The sequence below is a fragment of the Bifidobacterium imperatoris genome (genome assembly GCF_002860405.1).
Taxonomy (GTDB): Bacteria; Actinomycetota; Actinomycetes; order Actinomycetales; family Bifidobacteriaceae; genus Bifidobacterium; species Bifidobacterium imperatoris.
On record NZ_NMWV01000016.1, the window covers coordinates 115,434 to 137,660 of the forward strand.

Consider the following 22,227-nt stretch of genomic DNA (forward strand, 5'->3'; position numbering starts at 1 on the left):
GCTACTCGCAGCTGGTGGTTGTAATACGTGTGTTCCGACACACTCAAGGCCGTTCGGCCAAGCCTACGGTCGGAACACACGTATTACAACCACCAGCGCCCAATCCCGTTAACGATAACAACGCGCTTTTGCCATTGTCTGACGCAGTGCCTATCGTGTCCACTGTTGATTAACAGTCCAGGCCTGCACATTAGTAACGCGGACCCCGATAGCAAAGGACATATCATGGCGCAAGCTACCATCTCCATAACAGTCAACGGCGAAGCGAAGGAGGTGGAAGCAACCACCACTGGCGTCGAGCTGTTCGCGGAAGATAAGAACATCATCGCAGTCAAGATCAACGGCGAGAACCGTGACCTGTACACTCCGCTTTCCGACGGCGACTCCGTAATGCCTATCGCCCTCGATTCCGAGGACGGTCTCGCAATCATGCGTCACTCGGCCACGCACGTCATGGCCCAGGCCGTGCAGGAAATCTACCCGAACGCCAAGCTCGGTGTTGGCCCGGTCATCAAGGATGGCTTCTACTACGACTTCCAGGTCGACAAGCCGTTCACCCCGGAAGATCTGAAGGACATCGAAAAGCGCATGCAGCGCATCATCAAGTCCTCCCAGTCCTTCCGTCGCCGTTCCGTGACTGAGGAAGAGGCACTGGCCGAGGAGACCGACCAGCCGTTCAAGATCGAGCTCATCAAGGATAAGGAAGCTCATCTCGACCCGGCTGCAGCCACCGAGATTTCCGAGAAGGAACTGAGCTTCTACGACAACGTCGACCGTGACGGCAACGTGGTCTGGAAGGATCTGTGCCGCGGCCCGCACCTGCCGAACACCCGCTACATTAAGGCATTCAAGATCGAGCGTTCCGCAGCCGCCTATTGGCGCGGCTCCGAGAAGAACCCGACCATGCAGCGCATCTACGGCACCGCATGGGCCACCAAGGAAGACCTGAAGGCTTACCAGACCCGTCTGGAGGAAGCCGCCAAGCGCGACCACCGTAAGCTCGGTGCCGAGATGGATCTGTTCTCCTTCCCGGATGAGATCGGCCCAGGTCTGGCTGTGTTCCATCCGAAGGGCGCTGCTGTGATCAACGCGATGGAGGATTACTCCCGCGAGATGCACCGCAAGTACCACTACAGCTTCGTGCAGACCCCGCACATCACCAAGGGCGGCCTGTATGAGACCTCCGGCCACCTGCACTGGTACAAGGACGGCATGTACCCGCCGATGCACCTCGATGAGGAATACGACGAGGATGGCAACGTGACTAAGCCGGGCGCCGACTACTACCTGAAGCCGATGAACTGCCCGATGCACAATCTGATCTTTAAGTCCCGCCAGCGCTCCTACCGTGAGCTGCCGTTGCGCTTGTTCGAGTTCGGTACTGTGTACCGTTACGAAAAGTCCGGCGAGGTGCATGGTCTTACCCGCGTGCGTGGTTTGACTCAGGATGATTCCCACATCTACTGCACCCGCGAGCAGATGAAGGATGAGCTGACTAACCTGCTGACCTTCGTGCTGAAGGTGCTGCGCGACTTCGGTCTGTCCGACTTCTACCTGGAGCTCTCCACCAAGGATGAGAACAAGTACGTCGGCTCCGACGAGATTTGGGAGGAGGCCACCAATACTTTGCGTGAAGTGGCCGAGGCTTCTCACCTCAGCCTCGTGGCAGATCCGGGTGGCGCTGCCTTCTACGGTCCGAAGATCTCCGTGCAGGCCCGTGACGCCATCGGCCGTACCTGGCAGGTTTCGACCATTCAGCTTGACTTCAACCTGCCTGAGCGCTTCCAGCTTGAGTACATCGCCAAGGATGGAACCCACCAGCGCCCGGTGATGATTCACCGTGCTCTGTTCGGTTCCATCGAGCGCTTCTTCGCTGTGCTGCTCGAGCACTATGCAGGTGCGTTCCCGGCATGGCTGGCTCCTGTTCAGGTGCTTGGCGTTCCGGTTGCCGATGAGTTCGCTCCGCACCTGGCAGGCTTCGTCAAGTCCCTCGAGGAAGACATGGTCCGTTGCGAGATTGATTACTCCGATGATCGTTTCGGCAAGAAGATTCGCAACGCTTCCAAGTCCAAGGTGCCGTTCATCCTCATCGTTGGTGAGGAAGACATGAACAACAACGCCGTGAGCTTCCGCTTCCGTGACGGTAGCCAGCTCAATGGCGTGCCGGTTGATCAGGCTCGTGAGCAGATTCTCACCGTGATCAAGAAGCGCGTTCAGGTCAACTCCGTCGACGACTTCAAGGCCGCCGTCGAAGACTGATCTCATTCCTTAATCCCAGGCCGGTAGTTGGCTATGTCTGATTACCGGCCTACAATCATTCCGTTTGACAACATTCGTTTAATCGCTAGGAGCACCAATGTCAGGTCATTCCAAGTGGGCGACCACCAAGCACAAGAAGGCCGCTATCGACGCTAAGCGCGGCAAGCTCTTCGCCAAGCTCATCAAGAACATCGAAATCGCTGCCCGTCTCGGCGGTGGTGACCCGGACGGCAACCCGTCCCTGTATGACGCCATCTACAAGGCCAAGAAGGCCTCTATGCCGGCCGACAACATCGCCCGCGCCGTCAAGCGTGGCTCCGGTGCCGAAGATGGTGCCGCCAACTACGAGGACATCGTGTACGAGGGCTACGCTCCGGCAGGCGTCGGCCTCATCATCGAGTGCCTTACCGATAACCGTAACCGTGCTGCCGCTGAAGTCCGCTCCACCTTGACCAAGGGCAACGGATCCTTGGCCACCTCCGGTTCCGTGTCCTTCAACTTCGAGCGCAAGGGCCAGATCGTGGTTCCTTCCGAAGGCGTGGATTACGACAAGCTCTTCGAAACCGCCGCTGAGGCTGGTGCCGAAGACGTAACCGATGACGGCGAAGTCTACACCGTTATCACCGGCCCGTCCGATCTGTTTGTGGTTCGTAAGGCCCTGCAGGAGGCTGGTTTCGATTACGATTCCGCCGATCAGGTCATGCAGCCGAAGAACGAGGTCGAGCTGAGCCTCGAGGATGCTCGCAAGGTCTCCAACCTCATTGATAAGCTCGACGATCTTGACGATGTGCAGAACATCTACTCCAACTGGACCGCTTCCGATGAGGTCATGGCCCAGCTTGACGAGGAGTAATCTTCAGTGATTATCCTTGGCGTCGATCCCGGGCTTACACGCTGCGGGGTCGGCGTGATTGAAGCCGGCGAACATCGCCGGCTTTCGTTTATTCACGTCGACGTAGTGCGTTCATCCCCGGATATCTCTCAGGATCTGCGATTGTTGGCCATTTACAATGGGCTGTCGGAAAAAATGGATCGTTTCGCCCCGGACAGCGTATCCATCGAACGCGTTTTCGCGCAATCCAACCGCAATACCGTACTTGGCACGGCGCAAGCCGCAGGTCTTGCCATGCTTGCTGCTGCGCAACGCAATATTCCAGTTGCTCTGCATACGCCGACCGAAGCAAAACTGGCTATCACCGGCAATGGTCAAGCACAGAAGATTCAGGTGGAGCGCATGGTGACGCGCATTCTGAACCTTACTAAGATGCCGACGCCCGCCGATGCCGCTGATGCTTTGGCTTTGGCCATCTGCCACGCGTTACGCCCTGCTGGAGCTCTGCAAGGCGGAGAACGAGAACAACATTTGACCCCGGCACAACGGCAATGGGCCGAAGCGGCACAGCATATGGCCAAGCGACGTATCAATCACGACCGAGGTATGTAGTATACTTCGAACAGTTGTTCGATTACATGTGCATGAGAGCACCACGGCGTGAAAGGATGCATGGATGATTGGAATGCTGACCGGTCGCGTTGAATCGGTGGACACCGATACAGCGCTTATTGACGTTGGGGGAGTGGGATACGAAGTTCGCATGGCCGCATCCGATCTCGGTAGAATTCATGCCGGTCAAGAGGCTCGCGTCTACACCTATATGAATATCTCTCAGGATGCCGTCACTCTGCATGGTTTTTTGGATAGGGATGCCAAGAAAACATTCCTTCAACTCATCAAAGTGTCCGGTATCGGTCCAAAAGTCGCGCAATCATTACTTTCCACATTGACTCCGATCCAACTCGCTCATGCTATTGCCGATAATGATGCGATAGCCCTCGCCAAAGCACCCGGTCTCGGCAAAAAAGGTGCGCAAAAAATAATTCTTGAGCTCAAGGGGTCAATTGACCTGAGTCAAATCGAGGGGGCCCATACTGCCGAAACCGCTGTACGTCAGCCTGTGGATACCGGCACGGAACAAGTCGTGGAAGGTTTGATTTCACTGGGATGGCGTCAACAGGACGCGCAGCAGGCAGTAAAGGAAGCCATTGCGGATAACGATATCAATACGCCGCTGGCCGCTGAAGATGTGCCTCGCGTGTTGCGTTTCGCCCTCGCACTCATGGATAGGGGACGGTAATGAACGAATCACTTGATTTCGGTACGTCAAACACCGGCGCAAATGAGGAATCCCTGCGCATGGTGTCCTCACAACCCATTGGCAACGAGCCCGTCAGCGACGAGGAGCTGCGCCCTCATGTGTTGGATGGCTTTATTGGCCAGCCAAGGCTGAAGGCTCAGCTCCAGCTGTTTCTGGATGCCGCGCGTAAGCGCGACGTGCCACCGGATCATATTTTGCTTGCAGGCCCTCCTGGACTTGGCAAAACCACACTGGCGATGATTGTGGCTAACGAATTGGAAGTTCCAATACGTGTCACTTCAGGACCAGCTGTTCAGCATGCCGGTGATTTGGCTTCAATACTGAGCTCATTGGATACCGGCGAAGTTCTGTTCATCGATGAGATTCACCGACTGCCTCGCGCCGCGGAAGAGCTGCTCTACATTGCTATGGAGGATTTCCGCGTGGATGTGATGGTGGGCAAAGGACCTGGTGCGAGCTCCATTCCACTCACCCTTCCCCGATTTACCGTAATCGGTGCTACCACACGCGAAGGCATGCTGCCCAGCCCGTTAAGAGCACGTTTCGGCTTCACCGCCCATTTGGATTTCTACCCGCATGAAGAGCTGGAGAAGCTCATCGACCGCTCGGCGAACGTGCTGGGCGTGAACCTCGATGAGGGCTCGGCACATGAAATGGCGTTGCGATCGCGCGGCACACCGCGAATCGCGAACCGACTGCTGCGCCGCGTACGCGATTGGGCCATTGTTCATGACCTGATTGTGGTGCGCCCAGCAGATGTCAAAGAGGCGCTGTCCTTGTATCAGATCGACTCCGAAGGTTTGGACCGTTTGGACATTGCGGTATTGAACGCCATAGTGCGTAACTTCAATGGTGGTCCGGTCGGTCTCAATAACCTTGCGGCTATGGTCGGCGAGGAATCCGAAACCGTGGAGACGGTTTGCGAACCATATCTGGTACGCGAAGGTTTCCTTGTCCGCACGCCAAAAGGCCGTGTAGCCACACAGAAAGCATGGCAGCACCTGGGATTGACTCCCAGCGATGATGTCAGCAAGCTCTTCTAAACTTTAGCCTGTTTGCATAATCCGGTTATGTGTCAATCTTTGCCGTAGCCGATGTTCTAAAGGAGTTTTCCGTGGATTCTTCATACGTAATGATTATCGTGATGATCGTGGTCATCGGCGGCATGATGTGGTGGCAGTCCAAGAAAGCCAAGCAGCAGCAGGCCGAGAAGCAGGACTTCCGTCGTAATCTGCAGCCTGGCACCGAAATCATTACCATCGGTCAGGTTATCGGCAAGGTCGTGGAAGTCGATGAGCAGTACGAGGAGATCGTCATCGATTCCGAAGGTTCCAAGATGCGTTTTGCCTTCAACGCCATCGCTCGTGAATACACTCGTCCGGCCTACGTTTCCGATGATGAGGTAGATGAGAACGGCAACCCACTGCCGACCGACGAACAAGACGCTCCAGCCAACGATGAGGCCGGTCAAGAGCCCATCGACACCACCACCGTCGAAACTGAAGACGGCAACAAGAACGAAACTGAAACCAAGTAATTTCTTGTATTCAACAGCACACGTAACCACACGATCAAAAGGCGAATAGCACAATGGCACAGTCTGACATCACCATCGAAGCACTGAGCAAAGTAGGCCAGGAAGATGCCGAATACATGGTATCTCTGGTGCGTTCCGTACCCGGTTTCCCCAAGGAAGGCATTATCTTCCGTGATTTCATGCCGGTAATTGCCGATCCTCGTGGTTTGAAGATCCTGTTGAAGGCTCTTGAGGAGACTCTTCCCGTCAGCCCTGACGAATTCGATGCCGTTGCCGGACTCGAATCTCGTGGTTTCCTGTTTGGTCCTTCTCTTGCTGCACATCTCGGCAAAGGCTTTATCGCCGTGCGCAAGGCAGGCAAGCTGCCTCCTGAAACCATCGGAGAGTCCTACGACCTGGAATACGGTACAGCCAGCGTGGAAATCGAAACTGAAGCAGTTGCCAAGGGTGAGCGTGTGCTTATCGTCGATGATCTCATCGCCACGGGCGGCACTGCCAAAGCCGCGGCTGACCTCATTGAAAAGGCTGGCGGCAAGGTAGCTGGCTTCAGCTTCGTCATGAAGCTCAACGGTCTGGACGGTATCGACAAGCTCGGTGGCGTTCCGGTGAGCTCCCTTATCTCGATGCCCGCTTGATTCGTCTCACCAATTAATCTCCGCTTTTATTGTCCGGCATGTACCATGTACAGTTACATGCCGGATTATTCATTTCATCAGGGAAGGATTCATGGACCTTTACGAATACCAGGCACGAGAGTTGCTTGAGGAACAGGACATCCCCACCCCGGGTGCCATCTTTGCCCAGAACTCCCATGAAGTTGCCGAAGCAGCAGATAAAATCGGCTATCCCTGCGTTATCAAGGCACAGGTGAAAATCGGACACCGTGGGCAGGCTGGCGGCGTAAAGATTGCGCATAACCGAGACGAGGCCATTCTCGAATCGGAGAGCATTCTGCCAATGACCATTCACGGGCACAAGGTGTCCGGCGTACTGGTGGCCGAGGCTAAAAACATTCTGCACGAATACTATGTATCCATCTCCGTAGACCGCACTTCCCGTGATTTCGATGTGCTCGCCACCGCCAATGGTGGTACCGAAGTCGAGGAAATCGCTAAGGAACATCCGGAATCCGTAAAGCGTCTCCATATCGAGGCACTGGGTGATTTCGACCTTGCCGCAGCAACCAAGATGGCCGAGAGCATTGGCTTCTACCATGCCGACGTTGATCAGGCGGCTCAAATTCTGCTGAAAATGTGGCATTGCTTCAAGGACAATGACGCCACACTGGTGGAAATCAACCCTCTAGCCAAGATTGGCGATCCGGATGATGAGTCCACCAAGCAGCTGTGCGCACTTGATGCCAAGATTTCTCTGGATGATAATGCAGCCTTCCGCCACGACGGTTGGACTCGCTTTGTTGATCCCATTGTTCCTGACCCCTTCGAGCAGAAGGCTCGTGAGCATGGATTGCACTATGTGCATCTGCACGGCGAGGTCGGTGTTATCGGCAATGGTGCAGGTCTGGTGATGAGCTCTCTGGATGCTGTTTCCGGCGCTGGCGAAGAGCAAAGAACAGGCATTAAGCCGGCCAACTTCCTCGATATCGGCGGTGGCGCATCGGCAGCGGTTATGGCCAGCAGTCTCGAAATCGTGCTGTCCGATCCGCAGGTCGAATCGGTATTCATCAATGTCTACGGTGGCATCACCTCCTGCGTTGAAGTGGCCAATGGCATTCTTGAAGCCGTGAAGACGCTTGGCAGTTCCAAGCCCATCGTGGTTCGTTTCGACGGCAATGCCGCAGCGGAAGGCCTGCATATTCTGTCCGAGGCCGCCAACCCCACCATTCACGTATCTGAAACTATGGAGGGCGCAGCCCAGAAGGCCGCACAGCTTGCCGCTGAAGCCACCCAGTCCAAGGAGATTCACTGATGCTGTTTGTTGAAGACGGTGCACCTGTCATCGTACAGGGTATGACCGGTCATCAGGGCATGACTCATACCGCACGCATGCTCAAGGCCGGTACCAATATTGTCGGTGGCGTTAATCCGCGCAAGGCTGGAACTTCGGTAACGTTTGCCGGTGCGCATAACGGTGAAGATATTGATATTCCGGTATTTGCTACCTGCCAGGACGCTCGTGAAGCAACTGGTGCCAAGGCAAGCGTGGTGTTTGTGCCTCCGCGATTTGCCAAAAATGCTGTGGTCGAAGCTGTGGAAGCCGGCATTGAGCTCATCGTAGTGATTACCGAAGGCATTCCGGTTGCCGACTCCGCGTATTTCGTCGAGCTAGCCAATGAAAAGGGCGTTCGCATCATCGGACCGAACTGCCCAGGCCTCATCACTTTGGGTAATCCCGGTGTAAATCTGGGCATTATTCCGGATGGTATCGTCGGCCGCGGCCCGCTTGGTCTGGTTTCCAAGTCCGGAACCCTCACCTATCAGCTGATGGGTGAGCTTTCCGACATTGGCTTTACTGCATGCCTTGGCGCTGGCGGTGACCCCATCGTGGGTACCACGCTGCTGGAAGCGCTGGAAGCATTCGAAGCGGATCCGAATACCAAGGCTGTCATGATGATTGGTGAAATCGGTGGTTTCGCCGAACAGGAAGCTGCAGCTTGGGCTAAGGAGCACATGACCAAGCCAGTAGTCGCCTATATTGCCGGATTCACTGCTCCTGAAGGTAAGCAGATGGGTCATGCTGGAGCTATTGTTTCTGGAGGCAAGGGCACGGCTCAGGACAAGAAGAACGCTCTTGAAGCTGCCGGTATCCCTGTAGGCAAAACTCCAGGACAGGCTGCGCAAATCATGCGTGACGTCCTTGCTGAAAACCACATTAACTGATCGCGTATAGAACGGTCTTTATGAAAACATTGATACGCCGATGGATGCGGGGGATTGTAGTATCCCTCGCATCCTTGGCAGTATATGCCATTGCTCTAGGTTGTTTTATCGCATTGATGCTGCTAGTCATCTCTATGGAAGAGGGAGGTGACAATCTCACTGACAGCACCATACCTCTGACGAAAGCAATAATGCTGCTGAGCGAAGGCTCCGGGTTTGAAACCGATTCAATAAAACTCACCATCATTCCATTGCTACTTACTGTTTTGCTGATATGGCTTATCGATACGATGGCAGTTCGCCTGAAAGCAGTAGGTATCCATGAATTCGCAGCCGGCTTGATTGCGTGGCTCATCATCAACGAATATTGCCGACGCTCTCTCAATGGTGGACTTGTCGATGCGCAATGGGTTGTATTAGCCAAGGCAGCTCTAATATTTATTCTTGGATATGCATTGGCATTGCTGATTCATTCCGAAGTCATTTTGTCGTTGAATCAGCGACTGCATAGTGTGCTATCCGTTGAAGCCATCAGATGTATTAAACTCGGCATCTTCCTAGGGCTTACTATTCTGGGCCTGTATTTGTTGGCCGGTCTGATCACTGTAATCGTTTGGATAGCATTGAACAATGCTGCAGTGGTCTCGATTTTCACCATGTCGGGAATGGAAACAGGTTCAAGAATCCTGACCAGCATCGCCATGATAATTTGGCTTCCCAACGTAATGATTTGGGCTATCTCATGGTTGGTTGGTGCAGGTTTTGCCATTGGCGATCTTGCCAACTTCACATTGTGGGTCGGGCAATCCAGTTCACTGCCGGCAGTCCCGGCGTTCGGCATTTTCCCCGAACCGGTGACCAATGAGATTTGGCGGACAGTGGCTATGTGCACACCGTTTATCATCGCATTCATCGCTGGCCTATTGATGCTGTTCCTGCCTCGGGGATTCCGCTACCGCCCTATGAAAGTGCGCGACGCACAGATACGAAGCTCCGTGATACTGGATTTGCTTTATCCTGCTGCATCGTTCTCAATCAGCGCCGTAATTATTTCTTTGGGCTCTTCGTTGTGCTTTGTTTTGTCCAACGGCTCTCTAGGCAGTCATCGACTCGCCAATGTCGGTGTCAATGTCATGGCATCCACTAGGGCTGTGGGCCATCCGGCTGCATTGGGACTTGCCGCGGCATGGCTCATCGCACTGATTGGCACAGCGCTTGTTTTTTCGATATTCTGGATAGTTGGAAAAGCCAAGTCTTCCAACACCACTGTTCAGACGGCTCGTAGCACAGCTTCCAAGCCGCACTCAGACGTGTCACAATCCCAAAAATCCAAGGAGGAACAAGGATGACAAACACGAACAGGCCGATACGACGGGCACTGGTTTCCGTTTTCCATAAGGAAGGGATCGAAGTACTCGCCGACGCGTTCGTGAAGGCAGGTACCGAGGTCGTGTCCACCGGCTCGACCGCTAAGAAGCTTGCAGAGCTAGGTGTCAAGGTCACTGAAGTGTCCGACGTCACCGGTTTCCCCGAATGCTTGGATGGACGTGTCAAGACGCTGCACCCGTACATCCATGCCGGCATTCTGGCGGATATGACCAATCCTGAGCACGCCAAGCAGCTCGAAGAGTTTGGCATTAAGCCATTCGATTTGGTCGTTGTCAACCTGTATCCGTTCGCGGATACCGTGCGCTCCGGAGCCAATGAAGCTGACACCATCGAAAAAATCGATATCGGCGGCCCCTCTATGGTGCGTGGCGCAGCCAAGAACCATGCAACCGTAGCCATTGTGACCGATCCGGCTGATTATGCATTGGTTGCTGCTCGCGTGGCCGATGGTACCGGATTCTCTCTGGAAGAGCGTAAGTGGCTTGCCGCTAAGGCCTTCGCACACACTGCGGCCTACGATGCCACAATCAACGAATGGACTTCCAAGCACTGGACGAAGCCCGCTTCCCTTGAATCTGCAGAAGTGGATAAGGATGATCAGGGCACCGAGGTTGATTCTCAGAAGTTCCCGGCTCAGTACACGCGAACCTGGGATCGTGCTCATACACTGCGCTACGGTGAGAACTCTCATCAGCAGGCCGCCCTGTACATTGATCCGCTCAACCAGACCGGTTTCGCTCACGCCGAGCAGCTCGGCGGCAAGCCGATGAGCTACAACAACTACGTGGATGCCGATGCCGCATGGCGCACCGTGTGGGATATGGCTCCGTCTATTGCTGTGGCTGTGGTCAAGCACAACAACCCGTGTGGTTTGGCTATCGGTGCCACCGCTGCCGAGGCCCACAAGAAGGCACATGCCTGCGACCCGATGAGCGCTTACGGTGGCGTGATTGCCTGCAATTCCAAGGTGACACTCGAAATGGCTGAAAGTGTGCGCCCGATTTTCACTGAAGTCATCGTAGCTCCTGATTACGAGCCGGAAGCTCTGGAACTGCTGCAAACTAAGAAGAAGAACCTGCGTATTTTGAAGGTTGCAGAACCACCGAAGGGCCACGAATCCGTGCGCCAGATTGATGGTGGCTTGCTGGTGCAGGATACTGACCTTATCAATGCCACTGGCGATGATCCGGATGCTTGGAAGTTGGTTTCCGGTGAAGCTGCTGATGCCGACACCCTGAAGGATCTGGTGTTTGCTTGGCGTGCAATTCGTTGCGTAAAGTCCAACGCCATCCTGCTGGCTCACGATCAGGCAACGGTTGGTATTGGCATGGGTCAGGTCAATCGCGTGGATTCCTGCCACTTGGCCGTCGAGCGTGCCAATACGCTGGCTGGTGGCGCTGATCGCGCCACCGGTTCCGTTGCCGCTTCCGATGCGTTCTTCCCGTTCGCCGATGGTGCTCAGGTACTCATCGATGCCGGTGTGAAGGCTATCGTGCAGCCTGGCGGTTCCATCCGCGATGAGGAAGTCATCGAAGCAGCTAAGAAGGCTGGCGTGACCATGTATCTGACCGGTACCCGTCACTTCTTCCACTGATCGACGCTAATGAGTCACAGTATTACTCATTAGTACCCAGTAATAAGGCTCCTCTCGTATACTAACGAGAGGAGCCTTGTCGTATCCAGATTGTAAGAAAGAACACCATGCATAATCATCCGTACGTTTCCGAAGCGCATGAAGGCAAACCCTGGTTCGAGTGGATCGTGCTTGGCGTTGTCGTGGTTATTACTGTCATAGCGGCATGCGGATACACAATGGCCGCCACGGTGTTACTTTCCGTGACGGCCATGAGTACGGGACTCATCCGGTTAGTGTTACGAGAGAAGAGTCCGTGGAAGGTGCGCTCAGTGGCGTTCGACTCCTTCATCGGCATCGCTCTGGGAATCGGCCTGCTGATTACGTACTTCAGCTTCTTCGGCCTGTTCTCCAGTTCCTTCCTCCACTGAATCAAATGATTCCTGTGCTGCACCATCGTTCGCTACGGCAGCCGCAGCATCTTCGGTAGACTCAGCCTTCGGCTTCGGCGTGGTGGCCATCTGCACCACAATCATTGCCAGAGCCACAATAGCGGCGGCAAGCACTGGGGCAAGCCAGAAGACCCAAAGCTGCTGCACCGGGTTCTGGGTCAAACCCTCATTCATGGCTGCAAGAGCAATACCAGTGGAACGAGCCGGGTTCAGGCCGGCACCGGTCACCGGATAGCTGATGGCCACGGCAATGCCATAAGCGCCACCCATAATCAGCGGATAACGGTCTGTGGATTCATTGTCCTTGCCGATAGCGGACATCGCAGCTGCCACCACGATCAGCGAAGCAACAACCTCCACCACAATCGCCAATGTTATAGAGAACGTAATGCCGTACTGGGTAAGCAGGCTGTAAGACACCGAACCCTGTTCAAAACCGTTGATAGCGGGGGAGAGCCATACCTTGGCGGCGACCTGTTCGGAAGTCGGCAGCAGCTTGACTACAGCGAAGGCAGCGGCAACGGCGCCGATGACCTGCGCGATGATATACAAAATACCATCCACCACATTGGTTTTGGAGGTCAGTACCGCAGCTACAGTGACAGCCGGGTTCAAATGGCCACCTGATACACGGGCAAACAATGCGGTGATCACCGCATAAGCCAAGCCGGTAGCTAGCGGCACAAAGACAACATTGACGCCATATACGGCAGAACCCCAGGTGGAGAATGCGTAGATGGCGAAGCACAGCAGTAGGCTACCGGCCAGTTCAGCGCAGACACGCAAAGCCAGCGGCTGTTGCTTGGTTTCTTCCATAGTTGTAATCCTTTTCATCTGTTGGAAGGCGGGCGAACCCGCACAAACGTTTGCCAGTCTATCAGTAGTCCGCCTTTCTGGTATTATGTAAAGGTTGGAATTGGCTGAGAATTTCAGCCGCCAATATACGTATTAGATTTCAGGTTGGTTTTTACAACCTGCCCGGCCACGTTGGGAGAACGATGCCAAACGCATATTCTCGCGCCCAGAAGGCGCATGATGATTCCAATTCCATTCGTCTGCAGAAACTGCTTGCCCAAGCCGGCTTCGGTTCCCGCCGCAAGTGCGAGGAAATGATTACCGATGGTCGTGTTGAAGTGGACGGCGAACTGGTTACCGAACTTGGTTCCCGAGTGAATCCTAAGACTCAGCAGGTGCGAGTGGATGGTTCCCGCGTACGTGTGAATCCGAACCATGTAACCCTTGCCCTGAACAAGCCGCGCAAGGTACTCTCCGCTATGGAGGATCCGAAGGGCCGCTACACGCTGCGCGACATCGTGGGAGATAAGTACGAGCGTATCTTCCATATGGGTCGTTTGGATTATGATTCCGAAGGCCTCATCCTCATGACCAATGATGGTGAACTGTCCCAGCATGTCATGCACCCGAAATACGAGGTCGAGAAGACCTATATTGCCACCGTAGAAGGTAAGCTGTCCGGCACTGTGTGCCGTCGTCTGGTGAAGACCGGCGTGCAGCTCGATGACGGCTGGATCAAGCTCGACCATTGCGCCATCATCGACGCCAACCGTGATTACACGATGGTCAAGGTGGTGCTGCATTCCGGCAAGAATCGTATTGTGCGCCGAATCTTCGGTTCCATCGGCTTCCCGGTCAAGCGTCTGGTACGCACCCAAATCGGCCCGATCAAGCTCGGCGATCTGAAGTCCGGCTCCTACCGTGTGCTGTCCCAGACCGAGGTTCGTTCGCTGTCCAAGGAGGTCGGACTGTGATTCGCGTTGCCATCGATGGCCCTGCTGGTGTGGGCAAATCATCTACTTCCAAAGCACTGGCCAAATACTTCGGATACGCCTATCTTGATACCGGTGCCATGTACCGCGCCTGCGCATGGTGGTGCCTCAAGCAAGGCATTGATTTAGACGCCGAAACCGTGGATGAGCGTATTGTGACCGAAGCGGTGGGCGAGTTCTTCACCGGCGATCATTTCGATATCTCCGTTGATCCGGATGCTCCTGGCGTATTCGCTGATGGGGAGAATATTTCCGAGGCGATTCGCTCCTCTGAAGTTTCTTCTCATGTATCCAAGGTTTCCAATGTGATTCCTGTGCGTAACGTGCTTATCGCCGCACAGCGCGCCTACATCGCACGAGAAGCTTCCGCGGATTCCTTCTCCGGTGGACTGGGCATTGTGGCCGAAGGCCGCGATATCACCACCGTGGTGGCTCCGGATGCCGAAGTACGTGTGCTGTTGACCGCCCGCGAGGAGGTGCGCCAGGCACGCCGTACCGGTCAGGCTGTTTCCGGCGTGGGTGCCGAGGATGTGGCCGCCCGCGATAAGGCTGATTCCAAGGTGACCAGCTTCCTGACCGCAGCGGATGGCGTGACCACCATCGACAATTCCGATATGGATTTCGAGCATACGCTTGATGTGCTGATTGGCTTGGTGGAAGACGCCATTGAGAATCAGGAATACGAGCAGTATGCCGCCAATCTGGAAGGCTACGACCTCGATGAGGCCGACGAGGCACTGATTTCCGGCCGCGGCTTTGCTGAAGGCCCGCGCAAGGCCGGCCCGAAGCCGGTTGGCGTGCTCGCCGTGGTGGGCCGCCCGAACGTGGGCAAGTCCTCGCTGGTGAATCGTATTCTTGGCCGTCGTGCTGCAGTGGTGGAAGATACCCCTGGCGTGACGCGTGACCGCGTAAGCTATGACGCCGAATGGGCCGGCACTGATTTCAAACTGGTGGATACCGGTGGCTGGGAAGCCGATGTGGAAGGCATTGATTCCGCTATTGCTTCTCAGGCACAGGTGGCTGTGCAGTTGGCCGATGCTGTGGTGTTCGTGGTGGACGCTCAGGTGGGTATGACCGATACTGATGAGCGCATCGTCAAGATGCTGCGCGCGGCTGGCAAACCGGTCACGTTGGCTGTCAATAAAATTGACGATCAGGCCAGCGAATACATGGCTGCCGAATTCTGGAAGCTTGGCTTGGGCGAACCGTATGCGGTTTCCGCTATGCACGGTAGAGGCATGGGTGAACTGCTCGATGCTGCAATCGATAAGCTGAAGAAGGCCGAAAAGACCTCCGGTTTCCTGACCCCTTCCAATCTGCGTCGTATCGCTCTGGTGGGTCGCCCGAATGTGGGCAAGTCCTCACTGCTGAACCAGCTGGCTCGTGAAGAGCGTTCCGTGGTTAACGATTTGGCTGGTACCACGCGCGATCCGGTTGATGAAATCATCGACATTGATGGCGAGGATTGGCTATTCATCGATACCGCAGGCATCAAGCGCCGCCAGCATAAGCTGACTGGTGCGGAATACTATTCCTCACTGCGTACGCAGGCCGCCATCGAACGCTCCGAATTGGCTCTGATTTTGTTCGACGCCTCGCAGCCGATTTCCGATCAGGATCTGAAGGTTATGTCTACCGCAGTAGATGCCGGCCGAGCAATTGTGCTGGTGTTCAACAAGTGGGATGCGATGGATGAATTCGACAAGCAACGTCTCGAGCGTTTGTGGAACACCGAATTCGACCGTGTGACATGGGCTCAGCGCGTAAATCTTTCCGCCAAGACCGGCTGGCATACGAATCGTCTGGCCAATGCCATGCATACGGCATTGGAATCCTGGGATCAGCGTATTCCCACCGGTAAGCTCAATGCGTTCCTTGGCAAGATTCAGGCCGCGCACCCGCATCCGCTGCGTGGTGGCAAGCAGCCGCGTATCCTGTTCGCCACGCAGGCTTCCACGCGTCCGCCGCGTTTCGTAATCTTCGCCACCGGCTTCCTGGAGCACGGCTACCGCCGCTACATCGAACGTCAGCTTCGCGAGGAATTCGGCTTCGAGGGCACGCCGATTCAGATCTCAGTGAACATTCGCGAGAAGAAGAAGCGCAAGTAGTGTTCTAGCACCGTGCAAGCGTTATCACTTGAGCACCAACGCTTGCACATAGCTAAAGATATAGGGCCTTGCTTGATGTGCATCAAGCAAGGCCCTATATGCGTTGTTGTCTACTTCAGGTAATCGTCGCTGTTGAAATAGCCGACGATATCATTGCTGTCGATGATGAGTTTGGGCGCAATAGCAAGCGTGTGGCGCGTATCCTCCGTACCGCAATACACCATGTCATGTTCCAGTAGTCTGTTGTCAAAGAACATGCGCACACCGTTCAGAAATAGTGGGCCAACCGTGCCAACATCGTAGCCCGTACGTTCCTTAACCATCTCCGGTGATGCCAGGTGAATCTGATGCAATCCCAAAGCACGGCCGAGCTGACGCCACTTCAAGTGTCCCACTGCGGAAGCGACAACGGCGAACATGCCTTCTTTGGACTCAACAATGTAGGTGGCTGCCGCCTTGGTAATGTCGAACACCTTCGCGCCCGATTCCAGATCGACAATCGCAACCTCGTGTTCGATAATCCGGGCCTGATTGGGATGCAGCTCCGCGAATTGCTTGATTTGTTCAAAACTGACCATGTCGCCCACGCCCAAAAGATCTTCCCGCGAATCCGGTCGAGGTTCGAGGGTTTTGTGCTCCCAGAGATTCTTCACATGGTAAGTGCACCAGTAGGCATTTCCTCAGTTCCCTGTCGGTGAGATCGGGATCGCCGCCCTCCGTCATGGCCGAGCGTCATGAAGAAACGAAGGTGACTGTCCAATCCAAACAATTCCGACGCATTGCGCGTGATGGAAGGTATCTACTGGTGTCGCTATACAACGTCACATCGTTCGACTCGGCATTGCGGCTATAGACTATATGCTGTCTTGGAATTCAACTGCCATGAATCATCTTCCCATACGACACGCATCTGATTTTGAGTGATTGGCAATGCATGGTAAATTACCTGACTGTTGCTTTTGCAGCATCGGACCATAGCGCAGTTTGGTAGCGCACTTGACTGGGGGTCAAGGGGTCGCGGGTTCAAATCCCGCTGGTCCGACTAGAGCACCCGGAATCTCAGTGATTCCGGGTTTTGTTTTTGCAAGGCAGCAAAACGGCATTTTTCACCTTTCCGAGTTGCCGATGAAGCATTTTGGAAAACGGAAAGTTCACAGCTCGTCAAGAATCCCGCTAGTCTAGATTCTTATGAAGCAAGACGAGACTAGGCAGAAAGCTGCCACAACGTTCATAGACAACCTTAAGTTGCCGATACACGGCTGGTACCGCTACTCCGCCGGTTTCTCCGCGCAATGGGCGGAATCCGTTATTAAGTCTGAGCATGTACGTACTGGAGGAAAAGACGACTTCACGGTTCTGGACCCTTTTGCGGGCAGTGGAACAACAATGCTTGCTGCCGATCAAGTCGGCGTGCGCTCTATCGGTTTTGAGTCCCATCCATTGGTAAATAAAATTGCCGCGGCTAAGCTTGCTTGGGATACGGATCCAGAAGCATTCGTCCGAAAAGGAAAAGCTATCGCTGATGCTGCAGTCAGTATTACCGATCCAATGTATGAGTATCCAACCATTGTTGAGAAATGTTATAGCAAAGAGAATCTGCAAGAAATCGATAAATTGCGAAAAGCCCTCGAACGATCTGCAGATGATACTCCAGAATATAAATTGGCAAAGATTGCTTTTATTTGTATTCTGCGTTCAGCATCTCACGCTGGAACAGCAACATGGCAATACGTGCTACCTAATAAAACAAAAGCTAAAGTCTCTGACGCTCTCAAAGCCTATCTGCATCAGATTGACGTAATGGCAAATGACCTAATCTATATGCAGAACAGTGGTGCTGTGAAGCAGTCCAGCATTCTAGAGCAGGACTCGCGCAAATACCAGGAAGGAATGGATAACGGAATAGATTTAGTCCTTACTTCACCACCGTATGCCAATAATTATGACTATGCTGATGCCACTCGACTAGAGCTAAGTGTTTTGGGGGAGATTAAAGGATGGGGAGACCTTCAAGACGTAATTCGTCCTGGTCTTGTTCGATCATGCTCCCAGATGGTTTCAAAAGAGAAGAAAAAAACTTTTGAATATCTGGAAAATCCTATCCTCGCACCTATCCATGATGAAATAATTGATGTTTGTAGAAGATTAGATGAAGAAAAAGAGCATCATGGAGGGAAAAAGAACTACCATACGATGGTGGCGTTGTATTTCCTTGATCTTGCTCATGTTTTCCGCAATCTTCGTGCATATTGTAAAGATGGTTCGCGTGTCTGCTTTGTGGTAGGCGATTCGGCTCCATATGGCATATATGTGCCTGTTGATGACTGGCTGGGGCGTTTAGCTCAGTCCGTGGGATTTAATAGTTACTCTTTCGATAAAACGCGTGATCGCAATATCAAGTGGAAGAACAGGAAGCATCGCGTACCCTTGAAGGAAGGGTACCTCTGGGTTGAGGGATGATAACAATGGCAAATTCTCCTACGCACCGTTTCGGTCAGATTATTGGTGATTTACTTGAACAGGCCACAGTTGAGACCGTGCGTCCAATAGTTCAAAAGCATCATATGTATCTAGATTTCATTCACCCTCGTCCAGCTCGCAACGGCAACAGGAAGATACATGTTGAAGATGCCTTAGGCAATTTCCATGATTTGGATTTGGTTGTAGAGGAAGGCGGTAGTGAGGAGGTAATCGGCCGACCGCGCGCCTTCATCGAAGTCGCATGGCGTAGATACACGAAGCACTCAAAAAATAAAGCACAAGAAATCTCTTCTGCAGTACTGGCATGCGCACGTAAATATGCAGACGATGCTCCCTTTACAGGAACGGTACTTGCCGGAGAGTTCACCGAAAACTCATTGCAGCAGTTGAGATCTCAGGGATTTGTAGTAGTACATTTTCCCCTTCGGTCGATTGTAGACGCATTCAAGACAGTCGGTATTGATGCGTATTGGGAAGAAAACACCCCTGACGAAAAGATTGAGGAGCAGGTAAAGAAATTCGAGCATTTGACGGATTCCGAAATAGAAACAATTAAGCACCATCTTTTCCAGGAAGAAAAAGATTCTTTTGAGATTTTTGCAAAAGTGTTGGATCAGTCCCTTGATCGCCATGTGAGTAGAGTGTCTATCACATCGTTGTGGGGTAATAAAAAACCTTTGGAACAATTGAAGATGCTCGTAATTATATAGAATCAATGGACCTTAATGAAAGCACTGGATATGATTTCATTCGTTTTGAGATTCGCATCGACTATTCAAACGAATCAAAAACCATTATGGAATTTACAAATAAATATGATGCTCTAAGGAAACTAGCGCTTATGGACAACGATTAGACAGCATGCGTATTTATAGCATCGGCCCATCAGAAGATGATGTGGAAGAAGTCATATTAGATAGTAATCTCGTCAATCCACTTGTTATCGCAGTCTCCGGGAAGAAACCCATTCAGAGTCTCTTCCCGGATAGACTGATATGGACACTATCCAATGATTGCTCATTGCCAGTTAACTGGCAATTTGGAGCGTGCGAAGAGTATCGTCAACGAGCACATGAGGATAAAGAACAAGTCATTTCCTATTGCAACTCGCTTTTCCCGTACATAAAAACTCTGAGCTATCAACGCTTATTAGAGTTTCTGAATGATACCGCTCGCTCTATTCCTTCTCTGTCAATTTCTAAGACAGCAGATATGTATAACAAAATTTATGCAACACATTTATCATCATATTTTGCACTGCTCCACCTCTTTTCATTACAAAAAAAGATTTCATGGAATGATTTCTATCATTGGATTTTGAGCAATAGGTTTTATTTGGATTCGGAAACACTTAGGTTTTCTAAAGCCTTCCTTTCGGATAGGCTGGGCTTCGCATTTAACCGTCTAACTCATGATAGTGGATCTCATACGGGTGACATGATTGCGAAGTCCGCCTGGAACGTCTCATGGGATTTAACCATGCTGAATGTCACATCTATCAGGCATGGGTCGGTCTTACTTACACAAGATGCTGCACTCTTAGACTATTGGAGATATAGCAGGAATGTATATATCAAGCCTTTAGAGGTCAGTTCGACGAATACGGATATTCAATCTCTCCTGATTAACGAGGAGAATCGACTGAATGTTACCAATCATTTTAATGCTTCTTTAGCCTATGCCGGAGGACTGCGGACGCTCCTTTAGTATCGTTCATCGTCATTCAACATACCCTTGGCACTTCTATACAGGCTTGGCAGCACGCATTGTCTCCACTCCGAAAATCCGAGGACATGATTATGACCGGACAGTGATTTATCAAGTGCCTTCAAGCAATGGAAGACTGGCGCTTAATAAAGAATGATGACTTTCGAAAGGATGGCGGTCCCAAAATTCGGATTTCTATAACCCACGAGCAATGTTCGTTCCGAAACCCCATATACCCCCTATATGTAAGGGGTTGTTACCACGATAGGCACGTCAATCACCCTATGTTCACCATAAAAGCACCTCTTTATTAGGCTTGTTGCGCCACATTCCATCGATTCAAGCGATAGACTTATGCCTTGTAGTTTTGATGAAAGGGACCTGAATGACCGAACAGAACGATGGCACTCAGCTCAGTAACGGGGGAGTGGACTCCAACACTGACATCACTGCCGCTACTTCCGTCAATCCCTCAGCTGTCAAGAATACCGATGAAGAAATTTTCGAGCATTCGGCAGCCAAGATGCGTGAACAGGGCATGACCGAAACAGCCATCAACCAATTCCACCATCTATTCAATGTTTGGCGTCGAGAAGAAGCCTCCAGTTGGATTCGTGAGGATGATGTCGAACCACTGGAACGAGTGCCCAGTTTCCACGATGTTTATGAGACCATCAACCACGATAAGGCCGTGGACGCTTTCGCAAAGACAGCGTTCCTGAAGCTCAACGGTGGCCTTGGCACTTCGATGGGTCTTGAATGTGCCAAGTCATTGCTCCCTGTACGGCGTCATAAAGCCAAGCAGATGCGATTTATCGACATCATTATCGGTCAGGTGCTTACCGCGCGTACCCGTTTGAATGTCGAGCTTCCATTAACCTTCATGAATTCCTTCCGCACCTCAGCGGATACCATGAAGGTGTTGAAGCATAATCGTAAGTTCGAGCAAACCGAAATTCCAATGGAAATCATCCAGCATCAGGAGCCAAAGCTTGTGGCCGCGACCGGTGAGCCGGTGAGCTTCCCTGAGAATCCCGATCTGGAATGGTGTCCTCCCGGACACGGTGACCTGTTCTCTACCATTTGGGAATCAGGCCTTCTGGATGTGTTGCAAGAGCATGGTTTCGAATACCTGTTCATCTCCAACTCGGATAACCTCGGCGCGCGTCCTTCACGCACGTTGGCGCAGCATTTCGAAAACACTGGAGCACCATTCATGGCCGAGGTGGCCATACGCACCCCAGCAGACCGTAAGGGCGGCCATATCGTACGCGATAAAAGGACCGGCCGCTTAATGCTGCGTGAAATGAGCCAGGTGCACCCGGACGATAAAGCCGCGGCACAAGACATCACCAAGCATCCGTATTTCAATACGAATTCGATTTGGATTCGTATCGATGCGCTGAAAGCCAAGCTCACCGAATACAATGGTGTGCTACCGTTGCCGGTTATTCGCAACAAGAAAACCGTCGATCCCACCAACCCGGATTCGGAACAGGTTATCCAGTTGGAAACCGCTATGGGAGCAGCAATCGGACTGTTCAACGGTGCCATTTGCGTGCAGGTTGATCGTATGCGCTTCCTGCCTGTAAAGACCACCAATGATTTGTTCATTATGCGTTCCGATCGCTTCCATCTGACCGATAGCTATGAAATGGAAGACGGCAATTACATCTTCCCGAATGTCGAGCTGGACCCGCGCTTCTACAAGAACATCCATGATTTCGATGAGCGTTTCCCCTATGCAGTACCATCATTGGCCGCTGCAAACTCGGTAACAATCAAGGGTGACTGGACATTCGGCCGTGATGTGATCATGTTCGCTGATGCCAAACTTGAAGATAAGGAAGAGCCGAGCTACGTGCCGAACGGCGAATACGTTGGCCCGCAAGGCATCGAACCGGATGATTGGGTGTGATTTCACCACAAAATTTCAAG

The 22,227-nt window shown here is 52.9% G+C and carries 20 protein-coding genes and 1 tRNA gene; 19 read left to right on the forward strand and 2 right to left on the reverse strand.

The window, feature by feature from the left end:
* Positions 1-225: 225 nt before the first annotated feature.
* The 12 genes from thrS (at position 226) to Tam1G_RS12050 (ending at position 12,185) form a co-directional block, all read left to right on the forward strand.
* Positions 226-2,259, forward strand: coding sequence for a threonine--tRNA ligase (thrS, locus tag Tam1G_RS06715; RefSeq protein ID WP_101625920.1), 2,034 nt, complete (start codon positions 226-228; stop codon positions 2,257-2,259).
* A 97-nt stretch (positions 2,260-2,356) separates the two neighbouring features.
* Positions 2,357-3,112: a YebC/PmpR family DNA-binding transcriptional regulator gene (locus Tam1G_RS06720; protein WP_033890849.1), complete on the forward strand. Its 756-nt coding sequence runs from the start codon at positions 2,357-2,359 to the stop codon at positions 3,110-3,112.
* A 6-nt stretch (positions 3,113-3,118) separates the two neighbouring features.
* Positions 3,119-3,703, forward strand: coding sequence for a crossover junction endodeoxyribonuclease RuvC (ruvC, locus tag Tam1G_RS06725; RefSeq protein WP_033890847.1), 585 nt, complete (start codon positions 3,119-3,121; stop codon positions 3,701-3,703).
* A gap of 64 nt (positions 3,704-3,767) precedes the next feature.
* Positions 3,768-4,394 (forward strand): Holliday junction branch migration protein RuvA, encoded by a 627-nt coding sequence (gene ruvA, locus Tam1G_RS06730; RefSeq protein ID WP_101625921.1) that lies wholly within the window; start codon positions 3,768-3,770, stop codon positions 4,392-4,394.
* Positions 4,394-5,458 (forward strand): Holliday junction branch migration DNA helicase RuvB, encoded by a 1,065-nt coding sequence (gene ruvB / locus Tam1G_RS06735; RefSeq protein ID WP_101625922.1) that lies wholly within the window; start codon positions 4,394-4,396, stop codon positions 5,456-5,458. Before ruvA ends, ruvB begins: the two co-directional genes overlap by 1 nt.
* A gap of 89 nt (positions 5,459-5,547) precedes the next feature.
* Complete coding sequence (locus Tam1G_RS06740) at positions 5,548-5,952, forward strand: preprotein translocase subunit YajC (protein WP_081890043.1); 405 nt, start codon at positions 5,548-5,550, stop codon at positions 5,950-5,952.
* 53 nt (positions 5,953-6,005) lie between these two features.
* On the forward strand, positions 6,006-6,587 hold the full coding sequence (locus Tam1G_RS06745) for an adenine phosphoribosyltransferase (protein WP_101625923.1): 582 nt from the start codon (positions 6,006-6,008) through the stop codon (positions 6,585-6,587).
* A gap of 91 nt (positions 6,588-6,678) precedes the next feature.
* Positions 6,679-7,881, forward strand: coding sequence for an ADP-forming succinate--CoA ligase subunit beta (gene sucC / locus Tam1G_RS06750; protein ID WP_101625924.1), 1,203 nt, complete (start codon positions 6,679-6,681; stop codon positions 7,879-7,881).
* Entirely contained in the window at positions 7,881-8,792 is a 912-nt protein-coding gene (sucD, locus tag Tam1G_RS06755; RefSeq protein WP_101625925.1) for a succinate--CoA ligase subunit alpha, read from the forward strand. Before sucC ends, sucD begins: the two co-directional genes overlap by 1 nt.
* Positions 8,793-8,866: 74 nt before the next feature.
* Entirely contained in the window at positions 8,867-10,141 is a 1,275-nt protein-coding gene (locus Tam1G_RS06760; RefSeq protein WP_479855845.1) for a cell division protein PerM, read from the forward strand.
* A complete protein-coding gene (gene purH / locus Tam1G_RS06765) occupies positions 10,138-11,775 on the forward strand; it encodes a bifunctional phosphoribosylaminoimidazolecarboxamide formyltransferase/IMP cyclohydrolase (RefSeq protein ID WP_101625926.1) in 1,638 nt (545 codons plus the stop codon). Before Tam1G_RS06760 ends, purH begins: the two co-directional genes overlap by 4 nt.
* A gap of 107 nt (positions 11,776-11,882) precedes the next feature.
* A complete protein-coding gene (locus Tam1G_RS12050) occupies positions 11,883-12,185 on the forward strand; it encodes a DUF3017 domain-containing protein (protein WP_081890042.1) in 303 nt (100 codons plus the stop codon).
* On the opposite strand, the gene Tam1G_RS06775 is transcribed toward Tam1G_RS12050, so the two are convergent.
* Positions 12,084-13,022, reverse strand: coding sequence for an MIP/aquaporin family protein (locus tag Tam1G_RS06775; RefSeq protein ID WP_101625927.1), 939 nt, complete (start codon positions 13,020-13,022; stop codon positions 12,084-12,086). The genes Tam1G_RS12050 and Tam1G_RS06775 overlap by 102 nt on opposite strands.
* A 182-nt stretch (positions 13,023-13,204) precedes the next feature.
* Here Tam1G_RS06775 and Tam1G_RS06780 point away from each other — a divergent pair, with 182 nt between their 5' ends.
* The gene (locus Tam1G_RS06780; RefSeq protein WP_101625928.1) at positions 13,205-13,975 is read left to right on the forward strand and encodes a pseudouridine synthase; all 771 of its coding nucleotides are present in this window, start codon (positions 13,205-13,207) and stop codon (positions 13,973-13,975) included.
* Entirely contained in the window at positions 13,972-16,101 is a 2,130-nt protein-coding gene (der, locus tag Tam1G_RS06785; RefSeq protein WP_101625929.1) for a bifunctional cytidylate kinase/GTPase Der, read from the forward strand. Before Tam1G_RS06780 ends, der begins: the two co-directional genes overlap by 4 nt.
* 110 nt (positions 16,102-16,211) lie before the next feature.
* Here der and Tam1G_RS06790 read toward each other — a convergent pair whose 3' ends face one another.
* Complete coding sequence (locus tag Tam1G_RS06790; protein WP_101625930.1) at positions 16,212-16,754, reverse strand: aminoacyl-tRNA deacylase; 543 nt, start codon at positions 16,752-16,754, stop codon at positions 16,212-16,214.
* A 315-nt stretch (positions 16,755-17,069) separates the two neighbouring features.
* Between Tam1G_RS06790 and Tam1G_RS06795 the strand changes: the two genes are divergently transcribed.
* The 5 genes from Tam1G_RS06795 to Tam1G_RS06815 all read left to right on the forward strand — a co-directional run bounded on the left by Tam1G_RS06795 (position 17,070) and on the right by Tam1G_RS06815 (position 22,207).
* Positions 17,070-17,143: transfer RNA gene (locus Tam1G_RS06795), tRNA-Pro, on the forward strand.
* A gap of 146 nt (positions 17,144-17,289) precedes the next feature.
* The gene (locus Tam1G_RS06800) at positions 17,290-18,561 is read left to right on the forward strand and encodes a DNA methyltransferase (RefSeq protein ID WP_101625931.1); all 1,272 of its coding nucleotides are present in this window, start codon (positions 17,290-17,292) and stop codon (positions 18,559-18,561) included.
* 5 nt (positions 18,562-18,566) lie between these two features.
* Positions 18,567-19,292 carry a DNA methylase gene (locus Tam1G_RS06805; RefSeq protein ID WP_133124991.1) on the forward strand — a complete coding sequence of 242 codons (726 nt, stop codon included), beginning with the start codon at positions 18,567-18,569 and terminating at the stop codon, positions 19,290-19,292.
* Between the two features lie 151 nt (positions 19,293-19,443).
* Positions 19,444-20,289: a hypothetical protein gene (locus Tam1G_RS06810; protein ID WP_101625933.1), complete on the forward strand. Its 846-nt coding sequence runs from the start codon at positions 19,444-19,446 to the stop codon at positions 20,287-20,289.
* A 385-nt stretch (positions 20,290-20,674) separates the two neighbouring features.
* The gene (locus Tam1G_RS06815) at positions 20,675-22,207 is read left to right on the forward strand and encodes a UTP--glucose-1-phosphate uridylyltransferase (protein ID WP_207553047.1); all 1,533 of its coding nucleotides are present in this window, start codon (positions 20,675-20,677) and stop codon (positions 22,205-22,207) included.
* Positions 22,208-22,227 lie beyond the last annotated feature (20 nt).

Excerpts from the sequence above, each read along its gene's own strand:
- thrS (WP_101625920.1), top strand. The coding sequence starts at position 226 with ATGGCGCAAGCTACCATCTCCATAACAGTCAACGGCGAAGCGAAGGAG.
- Tam1G_RS06720 (WP_033890849.1), top strand. The coding sequence starts at position 2,357 with ATGTCAGGTCATTCCAAGTGGGCGACCACCAAGCACAAGAAGGCCGCT.
- ruvA (WP_101625921.1), top strand. The coding sequence starts at position 3,768 with ATGATTGGAATGCTGACCGGTCGCGTTGAATCGGTGGACACCGATACA.
- ruvB (WP_101625922.1), top strand. The coding sequence starts at position 4,394 with ATGAACGAATCACTTGATTTCGGTACGTCAAACACCGGCGCAAATGAG.
- Tam1G_RS06740 (WP_081890043.1), top strand. The coding sequence starts at position 5,548 with ATGATTATCGTGATGATCGTGGTCATCGGCGGCATGATGTGGTGGCAG.
- Tam1G_RS06745 (WP_101625923.1), top strand. The coding sequence starts at position 6,006 with ATGGCACAGTCTGACATCACCATCGAAGCACTGAGCAAAGTAGGCCAG.
- sucC (WP_101625924.1), top strand. The coding sequence starts at position 6,679 with ATGGACCTTTACGAATACCAGGCACGAGAGTTGCTTGAGGAACAGGAC.
- sucD (WP_101625925.1), top strand. The coding sequence starts at position 7,881 with ATGCTGTTTGTTGAAGACGGTGCACCTGTCATCGTACAGGGTATGACC.
- purH (WP_101625926.1), top strand. The coding sequence starts at position 10,138 with ATGACAAACACGAACAGGCCGATACGACGGGCACTGGTTTCCGTTTTC.
- Tam1G_RS12050 (WP_081890042.1), top strand. The coding sequence starts at position 11,883 with ATGCATAATCATCCGTACGTTTCCGAAGCGCATGAAGGCAAACCCTGG.
- Tam1G_RS06775 (WP_101625927.1), bottom strand. The coding sequence starts at position 13,022 with ATGGAAGAAACCAAGCAACAGCCGCTGGCTTTGCGTGTCTGCGCTGAA.
- Tam1G_RS06780 (WP_101625928.1), top strand. The coding sequence starts at position 13,205 with ATGCCAAACGCATATTCTCGCGCCCAGAAGGCGCATGATGATTCCAAT.
- Tam1G_RS06800 (WP_101625931.1), top strand. The coding sequence starts at position 17,290 with ATGAAGCAAGACGAGACTAGGCAGAAAGCTGCCACAACGTTCATAGAC.
- Tam1G_RS06805 (WP_133124991.1), top strand. The coding sequence starts at position 18,567 with ATGGCAAATTCTCCTACGCACCGTTTCGGTCAGATTATTGGTGATTTA.
- Tam1G_RS06810 (WP_101625933.1), top strand. The coding sequence starts at position 19,444 with ATGCGTATTTATAGCATCGGCCCATCAGAAGATGATGTGGAAGAAGTC.
- Tam1G_RS06815 (WP_207553047.1), top strand. The coding sequence starts at position 20,675 with ATGACCGAACAGAACGATGGCACTCAGCTCAGTAACGGGGGAGTGGAC.